Annotated in this window: 16 protein-coding genes and 1 tRNA gene; 8 read left to right on the top strand and 9 right to left on the bottom strand. The window is 62.2% G+C overall.

Annotation, left to right across the window (positions count from 1 at the left end):
• Position 1 precedes the first annotated feature (1 nt).
• Positions 2-2,815 carry an excinuclease ABC subunit UvrA gene (uvrA, locus tag NZ585_09615; protein MCS7080292.1) on the top strand — a complete coding sequence of 938 codons (2,814 nt, stop codon included), beginning with the start codon at positions 2-4 and terminating at the stop codon, positions 2,813-2,815.
• A 46-nt stretch (positions 2,816-2,861) separates the two neighbouring features.
• On the opposite strand, the gene NZ585_09610 is transcribed toward uvrA, so the two are convergent.
• The 7 genes from NZ585_09610 to glpX all read right to left on the bottom strand — a co-directional run bounded on the left by NZ585_09610 (position 2,862) and on the right by glpX (position 11,006).
• Positions 2,862-3,317 carry a TlpA family protein disulfide reductase gene (locus tag NZ585_09610; protein MCS7080291.1) on the bottom strand — a complete coding sequence of 152 codons (456 nt, stop codon included), beginning with the start codon at positions 3,315-3,317 and terminating at the stop codon, positions 2,862-2,864.
• A gap of 35 nt (positions 3,318-3,352) precedes the next feature.
• The gene (locus tag NZ585_09605; GenBank protein ID MCS7080290.1) at positions 3,353-3,886 is read right to left on the bottom strand and encodes a peroxiredoxin; all 534 of its coding nucleotides are present in this window, start codon (positions 3,884-3,886) and stop codon (positions 3,353-3,355) included.
• Positions 3,887-4,109: 223 nt separating this feature from the next.
• Positions 4,110-4,190: transfer RNA gene (locus NZ585_09600), tRNA-Leu, on the bottom strand.
• Positions 4,191-4,242: 52 nt separating this feature from the next.
• A complete protein-coding gene (locus tag NZ585_09595; GenBank protein MCS7080289.1) occupies positions 4,243-5,229 on the bottom strand; it encodes a radical SAM protein in 987 nt (328 codons plus the stop codon).
• Positions 5,230-5,280: 51 nt separating this feature from the next.
• Entirely contained in the window at positions 5,281-8,220 is a 2,940-nt protein-coding gene (locus tag NZ585_09590; GenBank protein ID MCS7080288.1) for an ATP-binding protein, read from the bottom strand.
• A gap of 6 nt (positions 8,221-8,226) precedes the next feature.
• Positions 8,227-9,855, bottom strand: a complete 1,629-nt coding sequence (locus NZ585_09585; GenBank protein ID MCS7080287.1) for a carboxypeptidase-like regulatory domain-containing protein — start codon at positions 9,853-9,855, stop codon at positions 8,227-8,229.
• Between the two features lie 107 nt (positions 9,856-9,962).
• The gene (glpX, locus tag NZ585_09580; GenBank protein ID MCS7080286.1) at positions 9,963-11,006 is read right to left on the bottom strand and encodes a class II fructose-bisphosphatase; all 1,044 of its coding nucleotides are present in this window, start codon (positions 11,004-11,006) and stop codon (positions 9,963-9,965) included.
• Between the two features lie 203 nt (positions 11,007-11,209).
• Between glpX and coaBC the strand changes: the two genes are divergently transcribed.
• Genes coaBC through NZ585_09565 form a run of 3 tightly spaced genes read left to right on the top strand, consistent with a single transcriptional unit; the run spans position 11,210 to position 14,542 of the window.
• Complete coding sequence (gene coaBC / locus NZ585_09575; protein MCS7080285.1) at positions 11,210-12,490, top strand: bifunctional phosphopantothenoylcysteine decarboxylase/phosphopantothenate--cysteine ligase CoaBC; 1,281 nt, start codon at positions 11,210-11,212, stop codon at positions 12,488-12,490.
• Entirely contained in the window at positions 12,483-13,700 is a 1,218-nt protein-coding gene (locus NZ585_09570; protein ID MCS7080284.1) for a hybrid sensor histidine kinase/response regulator, read from the top strand. Before coaBC ends, NZ585_09570 begins: the two co-directional genes overlap by 8 nt.
• A complete protein-coding gene (locus NZ585_09565; GenBank protein ID MCS7080283.1) occupies positions 13,697-14,542 on the top strand; it encodes an NAD(P)-dependent oxidoreductase in 846 nt (281 codons plus the stop codon). The genes NZ585_09570 and NZ585_09565 overlap by 4 nt, the downstream gene beginning before the upstream one ends.
• A gap of 27 nt (positions 14,543-14,569) precedes the next feature.
• Here the strand turns inward: NZ585_09565 and NZ585_09560 are convergent, their stop codons facing one another.
• Together NZ585_09560 and NZ585_09555 are read right to left on the bottom strand one after the other, a co-directional pair.
• Entirely contained in the window at positions 14,570-14,770 is a 201-nt protein-coding gene (locus tag NZ585_09560) for a hypothetical protein (protein ID MCS7080282.1), read from the bottom strand.
• Positions 14,771-14,812: 42 nt separating this feature from the next.
• Entirely contained in the window at positions 14,813-15,949 is a 1,137-nt protein-coding gene (locus NZ585_09555; GenBank protein ID MCS7080281.1) for a UbiA family prenyltransferase, read from the bottom strand.
• 36 nt (positions 15,950-15,985) lie between these two features.
• Here NZ585_09555 and NZ585_09550 point away from each other — a divergent pair, with 36 nt between their 5' ends.
• Genes NZ585_09550 through NZ585_09535 form a run of 4 tightly spaced genes read left to right on the top strand, consistent with a single transcriptional unit; the run spans position 15,986 to position 20,244 of the window.
• Positions 15,986-16,942 carry a squalene/phytoene synthase family protein gene (locus NZ585_09550; protein MCS7080280.1) on the top strand — a complete coding sequence of 319 codons (957 nt, stop codon included), beginning with the start codon at positions 15,986-15,988 and terminating at the stop codon, positions 16,940-16,942.
• Positions 16,943-17,000: 58 nt separating this feature from the next.
• The gene (locus NZ585_09545) at positions 17,001-17,768 is read left to right on the top strand and encodes an ROK family protein (protein ID MCS7080279.1); all 768 of its coding nucleotides are present in this window, start codon (positions 17,001-17,003) and stop codon (positions 17,766-17,768) included.
• Positions 17,768-18,751: a glucokinase gene (glk, locus tag NZ585_09540; GenBank protein ID MCS7080278.1), complete on the top strand. Its 984-nt coding sequence runs from the start codon at positions 17,768-17,770 to the stop codon at positions 18,749-18,751. The genes NZ585_09545 and glk overlap by 1 nt, the downstream gene beginning before the upstream one ends.
• Complete coding sequence (locus NZ585_09535; protein ID MCS7080277.1) at positions 18,748-20,244, top strand: FGGY family carbohydrate kinase; 1,497 nt, start codon at positions 18,748-18,750, stop codon at positions 20,242-20,244. The genes glk and NZ585_09535 overlap by 4 nt, the downstream gene beginning before the upstream one ends.
• Positions 20,245-20,248: the final 4 nt, after the last annotated feature.

Below are 20,248 nucleotides of genomic sequence, written 5' to 3'. Positions count from 1 at the left end.
GATGCAACCCCTGGAAATTGTCAACGCCCACGAGCACAACCTACAAAACCTGACGCTCACCATCCCACCACGCTCCCTAACGGTTTTTACCGGCGTCAGTGGATCAGGCAAATCCTCACTAGCTTTCGACACGATTTATGCTGAAAGCCAGCGCCGCTACATTGAATCGTTCACAGCCTACGCACGGCAGTTCCTAGCCAAGCTGGAGCGTCCGGCGGTCGACGCCATTCGCGGACTCAGCCCTGCCATCGCCGTTGAACAAAAAACCGTCAGCCGTAGCCCGCGCTCGACGGTTGGCACGGCGACAGAGATTTACGACTACCTGCGGCTACTCTACGCGGCGATTGGGATACCGCACTGCCCAACCTGTGGGACGCCGATTCGCCGGCAGGCGCCGGAAGCGATTGCCGCGTGGGCGATGGGGCAACCAATTGGGACAAAGCTAATGGTCCTTGCGCCTTTGGCCCGGCAGCGCAAGGGTGCGTTCAAACGAGAACTGGCGGTGGCGCTCAAGCGGGGTTTTCCGCGGGCGCGAATTGACGGCGTGATCTGTGAACTGGATGAAGGAGAGATTCAACTCGACAAGCGCAAAGCCCACGATGTTGAAGTGATTGTTGACCGGCTGGTGGTCAAGCCGGGGAGTGAGGAACGATTACGGGCGGCGGTTCAGGCAGCGACCGAACTGGCCAACGGTTTGGTTGTGCTCTCCCTCAGCAACGGCGAGGAGGTGTTGTTTTCACTCCGGCTGGCTTGCCCGGATTGTGGGATGAGCCTCCCCGATCCCGAACCACGCTCATTTTCCTTCAACAGCCGCTTCGGAGCCTGTGAGCAGTGCAATGGGCTGGGCGCCGTGACGGAGATTGTTCCAGAGGCGATTGTAAGCGATCCCGGCCAACCACTCGGTGACTTAGCGTTTAGGGTCAGCGACCGCCAAGCGGTCAGCGTGTTGCGGGCGGCGCTTCAGGCGGTAGCGCGCCGCCATCAAGTTTCGCTTGAGACGGCTTTCCGTGACGCGCCGCCTGAGATGCGGCGGGCGTTTCTCTACGGCACAACGGAAAAACTTGTTTTTCAGCATGGCGAGAACGCCTACCGTACGCGGTGGGTTGGCGTTGCTAACTACCTCAAGGGGCGGCTTGAGGTAGGGCGCGCGGCACGCTTACGGGCGGACGTGGAGCAGTTGACACAAACGACGGTGTGTTCGGCCTGCGGTGGAGCGCGGCTGCGGCCGGAGGCGCGGGCGGTGACGGTGCAGGGGCGGCCGATTGCGGCACTGACCCAACTGCCGCTGACGGAACTGGAAGCGTGGGTGCGCAGCCTGCGCTTGACGGCACGGGAAGCGCAAGTTGCCGCTGGCGTCCTCCACGAAATCCAGACGCGACTGCGATTTCTGATTGAGATCGGTCTTGGCTATCTGACGCTCGACCGTCCAACCAGCTCACTTTCCGGTGGCGAGAGCCAGCGTGTGCAGCTCGCGACTCAGCTTGGCGCGCCGCTCCGAGGGGTGCTGTATGTTTTGGACGAGCCGAGCGTCGGTCTGCACCCGCGCGACAACCAACGCTTGCTGGCGTCACTGGAGCGCCTACGCGACGCCGGCAACACCGTCATTGTCGTCGAGCATGATGAGGCCACCATTCGTCGGGCGGACTGGGTGGTTGACCTCGGCCCGGGTGCAGGCCGACATGGCGGGCGACTGGTTGCCGCCGGTCCTCCGGAAGCTATCATGGCTGCGCCGGAATCCGTCACTGGGCGCTATCTGATTGGCGCTGCGACGGTTGCCCGGCATCGGACGCGGCGCACCCCCAGCCGGGGTTATGTGACGGTGATTGGCGCTTCCCACAACAACCTCCGTGACCTCACAGTCCGCTTCCCGATTGGGTTACTGACCGTTGTCACCGGCGTTAGCGGCGCCGGCAAGTCGTCGTTGGTGATTGACACGCTCTACCGTGCGCTGAGTCGGACGGGACAACGTGAAGGGCCGCCGGGCGCACACCGCCGGATTGAGGGCGCAGAGGCATTTGACAAGGTCATCGAGATTGACCAGTCGCCCATTGGTCGCACCCCACGCTCGAACCCAGCGACCTACACAGGAGTTTTCACACCGATTCGGGAACTTTACGCCAGCTTGCCGGAAGCGAAAGCGCGCGGCTACCGGGCGGGACGCTTTTCATTCAACGTCAAGGGCGGTCGGTGCGAAGCGTGCGAAGGGGATGGTCTCAAGCGGATTGAAATGGCTTTTCTCCCTGACGTGTATGTGCCGTGCGAGGTTTGTCGGGGGCGAAGGTACAATCGGGAAACCCTGCAGGTAAAGTACCACGGCCGCAACATTGCCGAAACGCTTGACTTGACCATTGAGGAAGCGCTGACGGTGTTTGCCGCGTGGCCGGCGATCACAAGGAAGCTGCAAACCTTAGTTGAGGTCGGTCTGGGGTATGTCACGCTTGGCCAGGCGGCGACCACATTGTCGGGCGGAGAAGCCCAGCGGTTGAAGTTAGCCTGCGAGCTGGCGCGGCGCGCCACCGGCCGAACACTGTACATTCTAGATGAGCCGACGACAGGACTGCACTTTGAGGATGTCCGGCGGCTGCTGGAGGTGCTGCACGCGCTGATTGACCAAGGCAATACAGTGATTGTCATTGAGCACCACACCGATGTGATGTGGGCGGCGGACTGGATTATTGACCTTGGCCCAGAAGGTGGGACGGAAGGCGGTCAGCTCGTGGGCGAGGGACCGCCGGAGACCATCGCGCGGCTGGCGACGGCGACCGGCGCTGCGCTGGCCGCCGCCGCGAAGGCGCCTGGGCTGGGGGGAAGGTGACCGTGAGCTGACAGGTCGGCCTTCCTCCCGGCCTCAGTGGAACAACTCAGCCGTTGGAAGCAGGCTGGTTGAGCAAACGCTCCAGCGCCGGCTGTACCAACCGCGCGGCGTTTTCACCGGCGGAGAAGCTTCTGAGTTTGCCCTCGGCGTCAAAGAGGTAAAACGCCGGGACAAACTCGTTGCCAAAGGCGTCAGCGATGCGGTGGAGATTGTCAATGGCGCAAGGCTGAGTGAGACCGTACTTGGCGATAGCGGCGTCCACAGCGGCTGTGTCAGTATCGGCTTCATAGCGTGGCATGTGAACGCTCACCAACCGCACCCCTTTCTCGGCGAGCATCTCACGCCAAGCATTGATCTGGGGCATTTGTTTGGAGCAAATGCCGCAGCTGACGGCCCAGAAGTGAATCAACACTGGCGCTCCGCGGAGATCATCGGCCGTGACGGTCCCGTTGCGCCATTCGGTGGCACCGTCCAGCGACGGCAGCGGTGTTCCAATCCGCATCGGCATGGGTCGTTTCCCGGTGGTTGGCGAAAGGGTTAGATGTTCGGCTGGCCCGGCTTCCAGTTGGCAGGGCAACGGCCGCCGGATTGCAGCGCCTGCAGGACACGCAGCACCTCGTCTACGCTCCGGCCGATGTTGAGCGAGTGTACAACTTGGTATTGGAGGATGCCTTCCGGGTCAATGATGAATAGGCCGCGCAGCGCGACACCTTCGTTCTCTATCAGAACGCCGTAGTTGCGGCTGACCTCCTTAGTGATGTCGCTGGCGAGGGGGTACTTCAGACCGGCGACGCCGTTTTTCTCGCGTGGCGTCTCGATCCAGGCCTTGTGGGAGTACACACTGTCGGTGCTGACGGCGACCACCTCGGCGTTGAGCGCATGGAACTCTTCCAAACGGTCGCTGAACGCCGTGACTTCCGTCGGGCAAACGAAAGTGAAGTCAAGTGGGTAGAAAAACAGCACGAGCCACTTGCCACGGTAATCTTCGAGCTTGACCCGCTCTTGGAGCGTGGTCAGGTCTTTCGTAGACGCCATATCAAAGCTCGGCGCCGGTTGACCAACTTGCAGCATAGGACACTCCTTGATGGGAACAGTTCTGAAAAAGGTGAAAACAGCAATGCGCCGCCCCGCCGTGCGGAGCAACGGACGGGGCAACCTTACTTGCGCGGCCGCCTTGGCCGCAACGAGGGTTGGCGGAGTGCCGGTTGATGGATCTCAGTGGACACTGGCTGGCAGTTGAAGAGAACGTCGGGAACACGCCAGTTACGGGCCAATGCAGCGGCAAGAGGGGAAGTGCGGAAGGAGAGACTCGAACTCTCATGCCTTGCGGCGCCAGATCCTAAGTCTGGTGCGTCTGCCATTTCGCCACTTCCGCACCGAAGCACGCCGGCCGACACCAGCCAGCGGGATACAAGCCTACCATAAACTCAGGTTTGGACGGTAGCCGGCGCCTGCTGATTCTGGGGATCGCGCCAGAAATCCATCATTGAAGTTCGATGGACGCAGGCGATGGTGCAAAACGGCGCACAGGGTTTCGGCGCAGCGTACTCGCGGCGGAGATCGTCCTTGGTGTAGTTAGCGAGTGGAATGCCCGGATAACCGCGCTGTTGCGAACAGTAGTGCACCAAGCCGTCTTCACAGACGTACAGGTAGCGCGCCCCGGCCCGGCACTTCCACGTGTTCGGCCGCCCGTGGGCGAGGTTATCCTGAAACGTGTGAATCATTGAGTAGCCTGTCTTGCCAATGCGTTTGACTTCTTGGTAAGCGCGCAATTCAGCAGGCGAGAGAGGTTTGAGTGCGCCTCGGTGGTCGTGGATGATGCCGCAGGAGACGGCAAAGCCGAGCTCGGCGGCGCGTTTGGCGACCGTCACAGCGTCTTCGGGCCGGCGGATGCCGCCGCCGATGACAGAGTTAATGCTGACCTCAAAACGCGCATAGTGATGCAAGTCGACCAGCCGGCGGTCGAGCACCTTGAGGCTTTTCTGGGAAACTTCATCCGGCTGAACATTGTCAATGCTGATTTGCAAATATTCTAGCCCGGCTTCGTTGAGTTGCTCGATGCGCTCGCGGGTGAGGTAGTAGCCGTTGCTGATCAGGCCGGCCATCATCCCATGGGCGCGGATGTGCCGAATCATGGCGTAGAGGCCGGGATGCAGCATGGGCTCACCACCGCTAAACGCAACGATTGAGCTGCCGAGTGCGGCGAGCTTATCGATCCGGCGCAGCATCTCGTCGAGTGGAATAGGGTTAGAGACGGCGTCGTATTCGTTGCAGTAGGCGCAGGCCAGGTTACATCGGCGAATCGGGACAAGATGCACCAAAACCGGATGCCAACGGTCCAAGATGCCCCGGACAACCATCCGGGCCTCACGGTAGCGGCGAACAATGGGGCGAAAGGCGTCACAAAACCTCATTGGGGGTGTTACAAGCTGCACAAGACTTTGATACAGCGGTTGGTCCCCGGCCTAGCCGCCTGCTGGCGCTTGAGCGGAAGCGCCAGCAGCGGCCGGCGCACGTTCCGGCTCGGCTGGCGTTGCGCTAGTGCTGTGCGGTGCCGCCGGCAGCTTGACACGAAACGTCGTACCGTGGCCAGGCCGGCTGTCAACAACAATATGGCCGCCATGTTCTTGCACAATCCCGTAGCTGACGGCGAGACCAAGTCCCGTTCCTCGTCCGATTTCCTTGGTCGTGAAAAAGGGATCGTAGATGCGGTGGATGACATCGGCCGGGATTCCAACGCCAGTATCTGTGACTTCGATAACGACGGCGTTGCCCTGCCCAGTCGCCGCAATTGTCAGGACACCGCCGTGCGGCATGGCGTCCCGCGCGTTGAGAATGAGGTTCATAAACACCTGCTGCAGCTTGCCGGCGTCGCCCCAAACCGGTGGAAGGTCGCGGCTGTAGCAGCGTCGGATGTCAATCGCCGTCCCGCGCAAGTGTGTTTCCAAAAGCTGGAGTGTGTCGTCCAACACGCTGGACGGCGATACCGGCGCAAAGGTGGCGTTGCCGGTACGGGAAAAGTTCAAGAGGTTGTTGACGATGTTGGAAGCGCGGAGTGTCTGGCGACGAATCTTCTCCAGAATCACCCGGTTCGGATCGTCGGCGGCGCATCTCGCCAACAACATTTGCGTATAGCTGGAGATGCCGGCCAGCGGCGTATTGACTTCATGCGCCACACCAGCGGCCAGTAAGCCAATGGAGGAGAGTTTGTCGGCTTCACGGAGTTGCTCCTCCAGCCGAACGTGCGCGGTCATGTCTTCAAAGCACATCAAGACCCCCTCTTCCGCCGCTCGACTCCGAAACGGCAACAGCGTGATGTTGAGAACCAGCGCCTGGCCGTCGCGCCCCTGCGTACGGCGTCGGTAGATGGTGCGAGCGTCAGGGATGGACCAGTCGTCGCCGCCAACCTCGCGCATGGTACGCAGCAAATCGGGATCAAACACCGCCTCGACAGTCGGAGCGGCGGTCGCCGGGATGGCGAACAGCTTTTCAAAGGCGTGATTCCAGGTTGTCAGCCGGCCACACCGGTCAATGACGGTGATGCCGACATTGATCGACTCAATAATGCTTTCGTTAAACTCCTTGAGCCGGGCCAGTTCTGCGACGCGCGCGCGCTCACGCTCATAGAACAAACTGTTCTCGATAGCCACGGCGATGTACGGCGATAGGCTGCGCAGCAGTTCGGTGTCTTCAGAGGTTAGGAGCGTGCGCTGGGTGGTTTTACCTAGCGCAATGACAGCAACCAGTCGTCCCCGTGCTAGGCAGGGGAAGTAGTAGGCTAAGCCGCCAGCCGCTAGTCCAGCCTCATCTACCAGATACCCGCGCGGCCCCGCCTGAAGCAAGCGCTCCCGAATGTGGGGTGGGGCTTCCGGCGCATCGAGTCCGCCGACGAAAACTGGGCGCAACGGAACAGGCATTAGGGCGGCGTCGCCGGTGTGTAGGGCGTCCGGCAAAAAAATCGCCAAGTCGGTCACGGACACTGTTTCAGAGAGCTTGGCGGCGATGGCGGAAAGCAGTTCTGGGAGCGCCGTTGTCGTCGCCATGGCGCGGCCAAAGTCGGCGACGCCCAGCCGCGTGTCGTAGCGCGCACCGTAGAAGAGCCGGTCAATCCGTTCCTGAAGCCAGTTTTTGAACGGCGCGTAGAGGATGGCGCCACAGGACAGGATGATGACTTGAAGGAACGTCGTCGTGCCCGCCGGTATGGTGGGATACGTTTCACGCATCCAGTCGGCGGCCTTGACCACGCCGAGCATAAACAGCATGACGACGCTGAAGGTCGCCAGCGCATAGGTCAGGCTGCGACGAACGATGACATCCACGTCCATGAGGCGGTAGCGGACAATCGCGTACCCGAAGGCCAGCGGGATAAAGACCGTTGGTCCCAGCGCCAGCGCCTCCATAGTCGGGGTGGGTTCGACGCCGGCGACCACCGGCCCGCCATAGAAGGCCAGCCAGGGCACAATCCCCAGCGTTAACCCAACGACCATCCACTTCAGCTGCTGCTTGAGCAACGCCGTCTCGGTTTGGAAGAACGTGACGGTGACGACAACCAAGGCCGCGGTAAATGCTGCGGCAAAGTGGAGTAGGGCGAGTCGGTCGAGCGTCGAACGCAGGTTAAGCAGCCAGGCGCTGTAGCGCCCGGCATACAGATGCAGCGCTTCAAAAATGACCAGCAAAAAGGCGGGCGCATAAACCAGCCATGCCAGCCGCCGGTGGCGTTCCAGCCAAGCACTCCGCAGCGGAAAAACAGCGCAGAAGTGCAGGAAGGTCGGACACAACAGCGTCAGCGCGGCCCGGTCGCCCCAGAGAATGAACGTGTCGAAGGTGCCCAGCGTGCCGCTGGTGTTCCAGACCAAGTACACAAACGACAACGCGCAAATGGCAAAAAAGTGCAACGACTGTCGCAGATGCTCGTGCTTGACGAACACAACCAACCCGATGAGCAGGTACAGGGCCCCGACCACAGCGGCGTACAGTTCGAGCCAAAACCGACTGGGTTGCGAGTCCAAGTCGCGCAGCTCGGCTTGCCAGAGCCCAAGGCTGACGCCCAGTGGGTTGTAACGTTCGACAAGGTAGGTCACATGGCCGCCGACATGAACGTACTCATCAAGGTAATACTGGACATGCCATTCCTGAGAGACGGCGAGTGGTTCTGGATCGCCGCCAGCGACTGGCGGCAACACCATCGCTCGCAAAACGTCGCCTCGGATGACGCCGGCCCGCTCCGCTGAGCTGCCGGGACGGACGTACTCGGCCGTCAGTCCCAAGCGCGTCATCCGCCAGCGGACGCCGTCATCAGCCGGAGGCGGTTGGACGGCCCGCTCAACCAAGTTGCCGACGCCGAGCAGAACAATCGCTAGACTGACTGTGATGACCAGAGCCGTTGCAGAAGAGCGGGTGGGCATACACCGTCAGAAACGAACCCGCAGCCCGCCCCGCACCAACCGGCGGTAGGGCAAACCGAACTGCGCGCTCAGTCCCGTGATCTCGCCCCGGCGTTCATCTAGGTTTCGCCCCTCAACGACAGCTTCCCAGCGACCAAGCGGCGTCAGCCACGCGGGAAGCGCCTGGACAAAAGCAAAGCTTAACCCTGATTCCGTCCACGGCAATCGCGCCGTCAAGGGATCAATGGCATGAACCGCCGCGCCAGTGGCTCCCCGGTAGCCAATGCTCAGACGAGTACCTGTAGCCGGCAGGAAGGTCTCCGCCACGACGGCGACCACATGGTAGGTTGTCGCCGTGCGGGAACCGCTGTCCGGCGCGACGGCCGGCGCTCGCCCGGCGGCGTAGGCGGTGGAGATGGTCAGGCGATGGTGTGGACGGTAAGCGACCACGCCACCGCCCCCCTGCGCCCGGCCGTTCATGCGAGCGGCCATCTGTGCCGCCGCCGGCCAAGCGCGTCCATCAAGCCAATCTTGATAAGCAAACGTTTGGGCGGTTACCTTAGGGGAAAACCGCCAGGCGACGCCGAATTCCGCCCGCAGGGCGCGCGTTGCAACCAGTCCGTCCGCGTCACCCGCCGCCGGCGTTGGCGGCGTTGGGAAATCCTCGGCGAACAACACCCCTTCTGCGCCAACCCAGTCCGGCGTCGCTCGGCCGTCGGCGGTCAACGCCGTGTGAAAATGCAGGCTGGGGCATGGCCGCCAGTGCGCCGCCACCCGTGGTTGCCAAGCGGTCGCCTGCGCTCGCCCCATCTGGATGTAGTCAAAACCATACACCAGTTGTAGCGCTTCGGTGACTTGCCAAGCGTCCGCCGCTTGCGTCGTAGTGCGGCGGAAAAAGACAGGCGGAGCGGGCGGGGCTTCATCAGGGGACAGGTTGGCTAGCGTGATGCGGTCGGTTGCCATTCGGACAATGACTTGGTGCTGGTCGGTCACGTACCGCACCGCGCCGCCGACCATGGTGTTCCTACCGGCCCAGTCGCGGCGCAACAGCGCGCCGACTTCGAGTCCCGGACGAACTTCCGCCACGGCTTGGGCGCTGTATCCCGGAGAACCCGCTAGGAAGGTTGTCTGAAGAGAAGGCGACGCCGAGGCAGCGGCGGCCGGGGCGGCGTTGAAAATACTGCGGTGACGCCGGTTCTGGTACTTGACCGGGTTAACGCCAGAGGTTTTCGCGTCCGGCGCCGGGCGAAGCGTCAGGCGCATCGGCGTGGCGTCGCCTGGTGTCAGCGTCAAGCGCTCCGTCATCAGCGTTTGAAAGCCGCGCGCTGCCGCTAGCAGGCGATAGAGGCCAGGCGACAGGCGTGACAGAGTGAACCGTCCATTGCGGTCGCTCGCCGTCGTCACCACCACCTCCTGGTCGTTCCCATCGCGGAGCAGAGAAACAACAGCATGCGCGATGGGCGTTCCGTGGGAGTCCATAATGACGCCAGTCACACGGCAGCCTTCAGAGCGCTTGCTTGCCGCAACCGTCGCTGGGCCGGCCGCCAACAACACAAGGCTCAGGAGAAAACCGCCAATGAGGTATCGCATGCACTCGCTAAGCGCCGGCGTCCCGGCAGGTAGGATGTTTGGCGGCGTCGGCTTGCGATTGCCCATGGGTTGGTTTGACGTAAGCAAGCCCGCCGCTGGAAGGCGATATAATCAAATGGCGCGCCGCTACGCCTTGTCAAGCGGTCAGTTCCAGCTGAAGAGGCGGAAAACGGTCAGAGCCGAATGACCGTTTCGGGACCGCCATCCACGTGTACCGTCTCGACCAAGCGCACCGTATGCGGCTGCGTGGTCATGAGGAGCGAGGATGTGCGCTTGCCATCCCCGAAAAACCGCACGCCGCGCAACACCGTGCCGTTGGTGACGCCGGTCATGGCGAAGATGATATTTCGTCCCGGCGCAAGGTCATCTGTCCGGTAGACACGGGTTGGATCGGTGATGCCCATCGCCTGCAGGCGCGCAATGGTTTCGCTGTCCTCTGGGACCTTGGCGTAGTCTTCAGCGTGCAATTGGTCCTTGAGAACGAAGCGCGCCTGAATTTCACCGTTGAGGCATTTCATCGCCGCCGCCGTCAGGACGCCTTCGGGCGCGCCGCCGATGCCCATCACGGCATGGACGCCAGAACCGCCAACGGCGGCGCTGATGCCGGCTGAGAGATCGCCATCCGGAATCAGCTGGATGCGAGCGCCGGCGGCGCGAATGTCAGCAATGAGCTTTGCGTGGCGTGGGCGGTCGAGGACGGACACCACTAAATCGCTGACTGCCCGCCGCAGACAGGATGACAAAATCTTGAGATTTTCCGCCACCGGCGCGTCAATATCGAGCCGCCCGCGCGCCGCCGGCCCAACCACAAGCTTGTCCATGTAGATATCCGGCGCGTGTAAGAGCCCACCGCGCTCAGCGGCGGCTAGGACCGAAATGGCATTGGCTGCGCCGGTGGCACAGAGGTTCGTCCCTTCCAGGGGGTCAACGGCGATGTCCACAGCCGGAAATGTCTCATCGTCATCGGGCAACTCCGCGCCAGCGCCAACGCGCTCGCCAATGTACAGCATCGGCGCTTTGTCGCGCTCGCCCTCGCCGATGACGATGCGACCATTCATGCGCACCGTCCGCATGGCTTCGCGCATCGCCTCAACGGCGGCGCGGTCAGACTGTTTCCGTTGCCCGAAGCCCATGGTGCGCGCAGCAGCGATGGCGGCGACTTCCACAACGTGTAGGAACTCTTTTGAAAGATGGGAAAACTTGGTTTCGACGGACATAGTGCGTTACCCTAAGCGGCGGGAGACAAGCGCCGAACGGTGGCGCACCGACCGGCGGCGCAGGTGCGGCGCGAAACTAAGAAGGTCAAACCGACGGAAAGTCTTGGTGCCTGTCGCCGACTACGATACCGTTCTCCCGGCAAGAAACCAAGTCAAAATTTCACACGGCTACTTCCACAAAAAAGCCTGCACGAAAGTTTCCTGTGTCTGCTGAAACGACGCCGATTGAGTCCACCGCTGAGACCGCGCCGAGCTTGCCCGCCGCCCACCTGACACTTGGCGTGACGGGCTGTATCGGTGCCTACAAGGCCGTCCTTGTGCTGCGTGGTTTGCAGCAGGCAGGTGCAACGGTGGAAGTCGTGATGACGGAGGGCGCGCAACGGTTCATCCAACCGCTGACCTTCGAGGCGATTTCCGGCCGTCCCGTCCACACATCGCTGTGGGAGCCAAACACCAACGCAAGCATCGCCCACATCGCGCTGGCGCAGCGAACGCAGGCGCTGATTGTCGCGCCGGCGACCGCCAACTGTTTGGCGAAGTTCGCCCACGGCTTAGCGGACGACTTTCTTTCAGCGCTGTACCTAGCGACGACACGCCCAGTGTTTGTCGCGCCGGCGATGAACGTTGAGATGTGGCGGCATCCGGCGACCCAAGAAAACCTCGCTCGGCTTCGTGCGCGGGGTGTTGACATCATTGAGCCGGAAGCCGGCTTTCTTGCCTGCGGGATGACGGGCGAAGGGCGCTTAGCGGCGCCGGAGCGCATTGTCGAGACGGTGGTACAGCGTCTGGCATGGCGCGCCGCGCGTTCGCTAGCCGGGCAGCACGTTTTGGTGACGGCCGGCCCAACGGTCGAGGCGATTGATCCGGTGCGCCACTTGACGAATCGCTCGTCCGGCAAAATGGGCTACGCCGTGGCGCGCGCCGCCCAGTCGCGGGGGGCGACGGTGACATTGGTGACGGGACCAACACGGCTTGACCCACCGGCCGGCGTAGAAGTTGTTCCGGTTTGTTCGACGCGCGAGATGTACGACGCCGTGATGGCGCGGTTGGACGCCGCGACCATCGTAGTCAAGGCGGCGGCTGTGTGCGACTACCGCCCGCGGCGAACCGCTGCAGAAAAGCTCAAGAAAAACCAGACGCCGCTTGTGTGTCTCGAATTAGAGCCAACGGAGGATATTTTGGCGGCGGTCGGTGCCCGTAAAGGGAAGCGCTTCGTTGTCGGCTTCGCCGCCGAGACCACGTGGTCGCCGACGGCGGCGCTTGAAAAGCTGCGTCGCAAACAAGCCGACTTACTGGTATTCAACAACGTCACCGAAACGGGCGCTGGGTTTGACACCGACACCAACCGCGCCACGCTGATCGCCGCCGACGGTTCGATTGAGCCATTGCCGCTGATGACGAAAGAGGCGCTGGCCCATAAAATTCTCGACGCCGTTTTGGATCGACTGCAACCGCCACGACCTCCTGCGACACCCCATGACTGATGAGCCGCCGATCACTGCTGCCGTCTCTGAACCACTCCTTGGACTGTCCCGCCGTGTTCTCGTGGTGGATGACGAGGCTGAAATCCGGGAGTTTTTCCGCGACTTTCTTTCGGATTGCGACGTGCGGACAGCAGCCGACGGCAGCGAAGTAGCGCCGATCCTGCCGGCGTTTCGCCCGCATCTAGTCATCACCGATCTGCGGATGGCGCGCCAGAGTGGGTTGGCTGTGCTTGAGGTCGTCAAAGGCCACGATCCGTTTACGGAAGTGTTGGTCATCACCGGCTACGGACGCATTGAAGAAGCTGTCCAAGCAATGAAGCTCGGCGCGAGCGACTTTATCCTCAAGCCATTTGAGATTGAGCAAATGCGCGCCGCCATTGAAAAGTGCTTCGAGCGCCTCGCGCTCCGACGGCAGAACACGGTGCTGCGTCAGGCTAACGAGGAACTGCGCCGTATAACGGAGCTCAAGGAGAAGTTTCTGCGCCTGACCAGCCATGAGCTGCGTGGGCCGCTGACTGTCTTACAGGGCTACTGTGATTTGCTGGACGACATGGCCGAGTCGCCTGACGATGTGCGCGAGGCGCGCGCCGCAATGCAGGTCGCCATTTCCAACCTGACAACCATTGTTCAGAACCTAACGCTGTTGATGACGGCCACGACCGATGCCCTGCCGATCAGCCGCCAGCCGTTTGACGTAATGAGCGTCTTACGAACCACGCTGGCAGAAATCAAGGTGCAGGCCCGCCACCGGGCGCACCAGTATGTGCTGACCGGGCCGGAGACGCTGCCGGTTCTAGGCGACCCACTGCGGATTACCCAGATTGTCCGTGAGCTGCTGTTCAACGCCGTCAAGTTCACGCCCGATCAGGGTCGCATCCGCCTGGCGCTGACAACCGACGGCCCAAACTTTCGCCTTGAGGTGGAAGATAACGGCATTGGCATGAATGCGCAGGAAGTCGCCGTCGCCTTTGAATCGTTTTACGAAGCCGCCAAGACACAGTACCACAGCACATCACAGACGAACTTCAAAGGAGGCGGCCTGGGCATTGGTCTGACGCTCGTCCGCGACATTGTCGCCGCCTATGGCGGGCGTGTCGGAATTGTCAGTCAACCGGGGCAGGGAACAACCGTCACGGTGGTTTTGCCGCAGCAGTACGCGCCGCCGGACGTCGCTGCCGCAACCCCCGCTCAGCCACAACCAACGCCATGACCGACTGGTTAGTGACAGGTGGTACGGGGTACTTAGGCGTTCATGTGGCGGCAGCGCTTGGTGCAACGGCTGTCGGACGCCGTGTTGGGTGTGGTTTGTTCGAGCCGGCGCTGGCGGAAATGGTGGCGGAGCACCGCTTGGTTGTTCACCTCGCCGCGCATGTCGCCAAGCAGCCCGCCGCAGTGTTGCAATGTTTCGAGGTCAACAGCGACGGAACCCGCTGGTTGTGCGCGCAACTGACCGAACGCCACACGCTGATTGTGGCCTCAACCAAGGATGTGTACGGCGCACACGCTGAAGCGTACGCCGCCGTCCCCGAAACGTGCCAGACGACGCTCAACGGACAAAACGCCTACGCTTGGTCAAAATGGTTGGCCGAAGAATACGCCCGTTTCTACGCTGCGCAGCGCGGGTTCCGGTTGTTTATTCTACGCCTTTCAACCATCTTCGCCCCACCGACGCCAGGTAACCCGGGCGGGTTAGTCAGCGGATTGGCGCGGACAATTCGCGCCGGACAGCCGCTCACGCTGCGTTGGCGCGGTCAGCAAGTCCGTGATCTGCTGCCGGTAACAGAGCTGGTCGCCGTGATCCGCGCCTGCGTTGCGTCGTCATTGACCAATGAAACATTCAACGTCGGCGGCGGCCCTGCCTATGCCATGACGTTGGCGGAACTGGCGCAGCGGCTGGGTCGCCTCCACGGCGTGACGCCGCTGCTAACGCTAACGGATGAGACGCCGCCGCCGGGAGAACAGCGGCGCTACGTCAGCGACCTAACACGCATTCATCAAAAGCTTGGTTGGCAGCCCAACTTTGATCTCGACGCCGCGCTGGCGCGCGCTTGAACGCCGTGCAGGGAGTTTAGAGGCCAGTCATGAGCTGGCTTTCGGTGGCGTTTGCGCTGCGCCTCGCAGTAGTGCGGCGAGCGTTCGCACTACCGTGTTGGAAAAGAGCATCGCCTGCGTCTGGGCGATGGCCAGCGCTTTCTCCGGCAGGGAAAGCATCCGAAATGTTTCCAAAGAAGCTTTGACAGTGGGGGATTCTCCAATGGGCGCCGTCGGTTTTTCCTGCATGACGAGAACCTCCAAAAGATGAATGCAAGGGACACGTAGCGTTCATCGTCCATAACCATGAACCACGGCCAGCGCCGTCAGCGCCGTGACGGTAAACAGATTACTGCCGAACAGAAAACGAATGAAGCCGGGGTGCGCGCCGGTCTGACGCTGAGTAATGAGCGACCGTCCGGCGGCGTTGCGCCCCAAACTAGTCAGGAGACGGGCGTCATTCGGCGCACGATATAGCTGCACTTGCTGAATAATTTGCGGAACAAAGAACGCCACGCCCACCCAACCAATCGTCGGGTGGCCGAAGTGAAAACAGGCAGCGACAAAGATCAGTTGAGCAAGGTTGATTTCGGTGAAAGCAATGAGCATCGCGCCGCGCTCCCCATAGAGCACCGGCAGCGTCCGTAGCCGGTTCTGGCGGTCGCCCTCAATTGACTTGAAGTCGTTCATGGTAATGAGGCCCATGGCGACCAGCGTGTTGACGACGCCCAATGTCAAATGAAAGGTCGGCACTCCCGGCTCGCGTGAAAAGAGGTGCGCCGCCAAAAGCCACGGGACAAAACAGTAGCCAATGCCAACCGAGGTTGTGCCCAGCCAGCCGTTTTCCTTCAGCCGAAAACCAGGCGCGCTGTAGGCGTACGCTAAAAGCAGGCCGGCGACGCCCAACACCAAAATCAGCACGCTGCCGGTGACAAGGTAGAGCGCGAGCATGTTGCCGACCGCGAGCAAGCCCGTTAGGGTAAAGTTGGCTCTGGCGGCCGCCAGCGAAATCCGCCCCGACGGGATTGGGCGTTCGGGGTCGTTAATGGCGTCTAAGTGGCGGTCGAAATAATCGTTGATGGATTGGCTGAAGCCGGTCAGGAGCGGGCCAATCAGTCCACAGGCAAGGAAAAACTTTAGCCCATCGGTCGGCGTTACCTCCGACCACCGAAGCCCGGTCGCCAGAACGCCGCAGCAAAAAGACTGCCATGGCCCAAGCCAAGTCACGGGATCAAGCAGTTGGATGTGGGTGAGAAGCGCCCGCGTAAACGTGGGTCGGGCAATCGCATTCGAAGACGGCATTGAGCGATTTTCTGGAAAACCTCGATGAAAACATCCCGGCGTCGCCGTCGGACCCAGAGGGCGCTCAGCCGCCGCCGTTGACGCCAGGGCATAGTCTATACCATAGTGCGCTGTGTTTTCACGCACAGGCAGCCCCCCAGAACCGCCCGTTGCACGACCGCCATGCCAGCCAACGTCGGCGTCATCACTGGCAGCGACCCCTTTGCAGGTTACGCGCGGATTCAACAACCGCAGGCGGAGCAGGTCGCCGCTGCCTATGCCTACTGCCGCGACGTAACCCGGACGCACGCCAAAAGCTTTTACTTTTGTACGCAGACGCTCCCGGCCTGGAAGCGCCCGGCAATTTACGGCATCTACGCTCTCTGTCGGCGAATAGACGATCTGGTAGACACGAACCGCCGGGCGGCGGCCGAGGACATCGCGCGCGCCGTGAATGCTTGGTCGGAGGCGCTCCGCGCTGTCTATGCCGGCGAACCGTTTCCGGCCCATCCGGTATTGGTGGCTTGGTATGACTTTCTGCCACGTTTTCCCGTCAAGCTTGAGCACCCACTGGAGTTGATGCAGGGTTGCCTGATGGACGCCCGGCTGGATGGCCCGGTCCGCTTTGAAACGTTTGATGAACTCTATACCTACGCCTACCGGGTGGCGTCCCTAGTTGGGCTGATGACCAGCGAGGTTTTTGGCTACCGCGACGTGAGTGCGTTGCAGTATGCCGTGGCGCTCGGCATTGCGTTTCAGTTGACGAACATTCTGCGTGATGTCGGCGAAGACGCCCGGCGGGACCGGATTTATTTACCGCTGGAAGACCTTCGGCGCTTCGGCTGTACAGAAGCAATGATTTTGCAGGGGCGGCTGACGCCGGAAGTCATTGCGCTGCTGAAATTTCAGATCCGCCGGGCGCGAGATTTTTACCGTGAGGCGGAGTGCGGTATTCCGCTGCTGTCGCCAGACAGCCGGTTTACGGTGTTTTTGAGCAGTCGGTTGTACGGCGGCATTTTACGTGATATTGAGCGTCATGGCTATGACGTGTTTTCACGGCGCGCGCATGTGCCGTTGAGCGGCAAGTTATGGGCGCTACCGCGGTTGTGGCTGCAGGCGCGCTGGCAGTTTCGGACGTAAGGTCAATTATCAGACTCAAGCTGCCCCTAGCCAGCGCTCCGTGCTTTCAAGCAATGCGATGACAACCTCCGCTCTCGGCATTGACATCGGCGGCACAGGCGTCAAAGGCGCGCCTGTCAACCTCCACACCGGTGAACTACTCCGGGAACGCTTCCGCTTGCTTACCCCACAGCCGGCGACACCCAGCGCTGTTGTGGAGACCGCCTTCGAACTGATCCGGCACTTCGGCTGGAGCGAACAGGACGGCCCGATCGGCGTCGGGTTGCCGTCTGTCGTCAAGCAAGGGGTTGCTCATACGGCCGGCAACATTGATCCAGCCTGGATTGGTTGCGACGCCGCTGCGCTCTTCAAAACGTGTACCGGTTTTACCGTCACCCTGCTTAACGACGCTGACGCCGCCGGCCTTGCCGAAATGCGCTTCGGTAGCGGCCGCGACCTCTCCGGCCTGGTCGCTGTCGTTACGCTCGGCACAGGTATTGGAACGGCGTTGTTTTACGACGGACGACTTATTCCCAACACCGAGCTCGGCCACCTCACTATCCGCGACAAGGACGCCGAACGCCGCGCGTCTCTTGCCGCCCGCGAACGGCATGACTGGTCATGGAAGAAATGGGCCGGCTACGTCAGCGAATACTTGAGTGAATTGCACCGCCTACTCTGGTGCGACGCCTTCATCATCGGCGGCGGCGCCAGCAACAAGTTTGACCGGTTCGCCGCCTACCTGGAATGCCCTGCGCCGGTGCTTCCCGCGCAAATGGCGAACTTGGCCGGCATTGTCGGCGCGGCGCTGGCGACGCTCCCCACCCAAAAACCCAAAGCCTCCTGATGACGACCACGCGCCTGCTGCTCGCCGGCGATGTCGGCGGCACTAAAACCCACCTTGGCTTATTTGAGGCCGACTCTTTGACGCCGGTGGAGATTAAGACCTTTGCCAGCGCTGATTTCACCGACCTGCCGGCCATGCTGCGCGCCTTCTTCGGTGACCGCGACCCCCGCTGTCACGCCGCCTGCATCAGCGCAGCGGGACCTGTTCTGGACGGCGTCTGCCACATCACAAACCTGTCTTGGGCCATTCGAGTAGACGAGCTCCGCCAAACGCTTCACTGCCCGGCTTTTGTCATCAACGACCTTGAAGCCAACGGCAACGGCATCGCCCTGCTGCCTCAAAGCGACTTCCATCCCATCCAAGCCGGCGAGCCGCGCGTCGGCAATGCGGCGCTGATCTCAGCTGGTACAGGCCTCGGTGAATGCATCCTATTTTGGGATGGGATGCGCCATATTCCCATCCCCTCTGAAGGCGGCCATGCGAGCTTTGCGCCCAGCGACCTAACTGAGGCAGCGCTCCTAGCGTATCTCTGGGAAACCTACGAACATGTCAGTTGGGAACGGCTGGTTTCCGGGACATTCGGCTTTGAACATCTTTACCGTTTCTTACGCGACACTGGCCGCGCTGCCGGTTCGGCCGAACTGGAAGCCTTCGCCGCCGCTCACGGCTACGGCGCAGCCGTCGCCAAATTCGCCGACGAAGGACTCCCAATCGCCGTGGCAGTCATGGAACGCTTCGTCTCACTATACGGCTCGGAAGCCGGCAACTTAGCCCTGAAAGCCCTCGCCGTTGGAGGCGTCTTTATCGGCGGCGGCATTGCACCCAAAATCCTCAAGTGGATGACGGCAGGCGGTTTCCTGCGCGCGTTCATTGCCAAGGGAAGGTTTCGCCGCTTCCTGGAGCGCATCCCCGTCGCTGTGATCCTCAATACACAAACCGCCCTGCTGGGCGCGGCGCAGTACGCCAAACACCACGCTCCATGATCTTGGCGATTGACATCGGCTCGTCGTCGCTGCGCGCGGCCGTCTTTACCGCCGCTGGCGACCTCCTGCCTGACACCTTGGCGCGACGGCCCATCGCTCCGACGACGACCGACGACGGCGGAATGACGTATAACCCGGCGGCGCTTTTCGCTCACCTGACACAAGTCGTCAGTCGGACGTTGCGCCTCGCCGCCCGCTATGGCGGCAGCCTATCCGGCGTCGGTGTCTCCACGATGATGCACAGCCTCATGGGCGTCCGTTTGACGCCAGACGGCACGGCTGATGTCGGCGGGCCGACAACACCTGTTTTCGCTTGGGGCGACACACGTTCCGAGACGGAACGCGAGCACTGGGCAACGTCTTTTGCCGCCCGCCGACTCTACGCCCGAACCGGCTGCCCGCTCCACTCCAGCTACTGGCTGCTCAAGCTGTCATGGCTCAAGCGCCGCCTGAACCTTGCTGAATGGCGGTGGATGTCGTTCGCCGAGTACGCCTGGCTGCGACTCTTCGGTGTTGCGTACACTAGCGTTTCCTTGGCGTCGGCGACCGGCCTCTACTCACGCCGGGATGCCGATTGGGACGAGGAAATCCTCGCCGACCTTGGGCTGACGAAACACCACCTTCCGCCCGTCGCCGACGATGATTTTGCGTTGGCCGGCGACCAATTGCGTCCGCCGTTCCGAAACCGGTGGTCGCCGCTTCGCCAAGCGAAGTTTTTCCCACCGCTGGCGGACGGCGCCTGCGGCAACCTTGGCAGCCTGTGTTTCACGGACACGCGGGCTGCCGTCAATATCGGAACAACGGCCGCGCTCCGCATCACCGTTCCAACCGACCGCGAACCGGAAGCGCCGCCGCCGGGACTCTGGGCATACCGTCTTGACCGGCGGCGCGCGCTCATTGGCGGGGCGCTCAGCAACGCCGGCAACCTCCTCGCTTGGGCTCGCCGGACGCTGCGCCTGCCGCCGCCGGCGGCGTTGGAAGCCGCCACGAGCGCCGCCCGGCCCGACGACACCGGCCTGACGGTCCTGCCGTTCTGGGCCGGCGAGCGCAGCCTCGGCTGGCGCTCACACGCCGTCGGCGCCATCATCGGACTGCGGCTTGCCACCGACGCCGTTGCGCTCTGGCGGGCGCTGCTCGAAACGCTCGCCGTCCGTCTTGCCTGGATTGCCGACGAACTTGAAGCGGCGGGACTGCTTCCAGCGACCACACCGTGCGTGGCGTCCGGAGGGGTTTTGGCGTCGGTAGCTTTTGCTACGATACTGTGCCACGCGCTGGGACGCCCCCTGTGCGTCATTCCGACAGAGACCTCCGCCCGTGGCGCGGCGCTCTGGGTTAGCCTCCGTCTGGGACTGATCACAGCTGACCGGTGCCGCCCGCCCGACGGACAGTGGTTTCAGCCGGACGCCGCCGCGCATGCGCGCTACCGCGCCTGTCTCCGGCGGCACCGCGCTGCTGCTGACACCCTGTTCGGTGGCTCGACTGCACACCCCTGACGCC

It is taken from the genome of Chloracidobacterium sp., assembly GCA_025057975.1.
Classification (GTDB): domain Bacteria; phylum Acidobacteriota; class Blastocatellia; order Chloracidobacteriales; family Chloracidobacteriaceae; genus Chloracidobacterium.
This window is presented reverse-complemented; position numbering and strand designations above follow the sequence as displayed.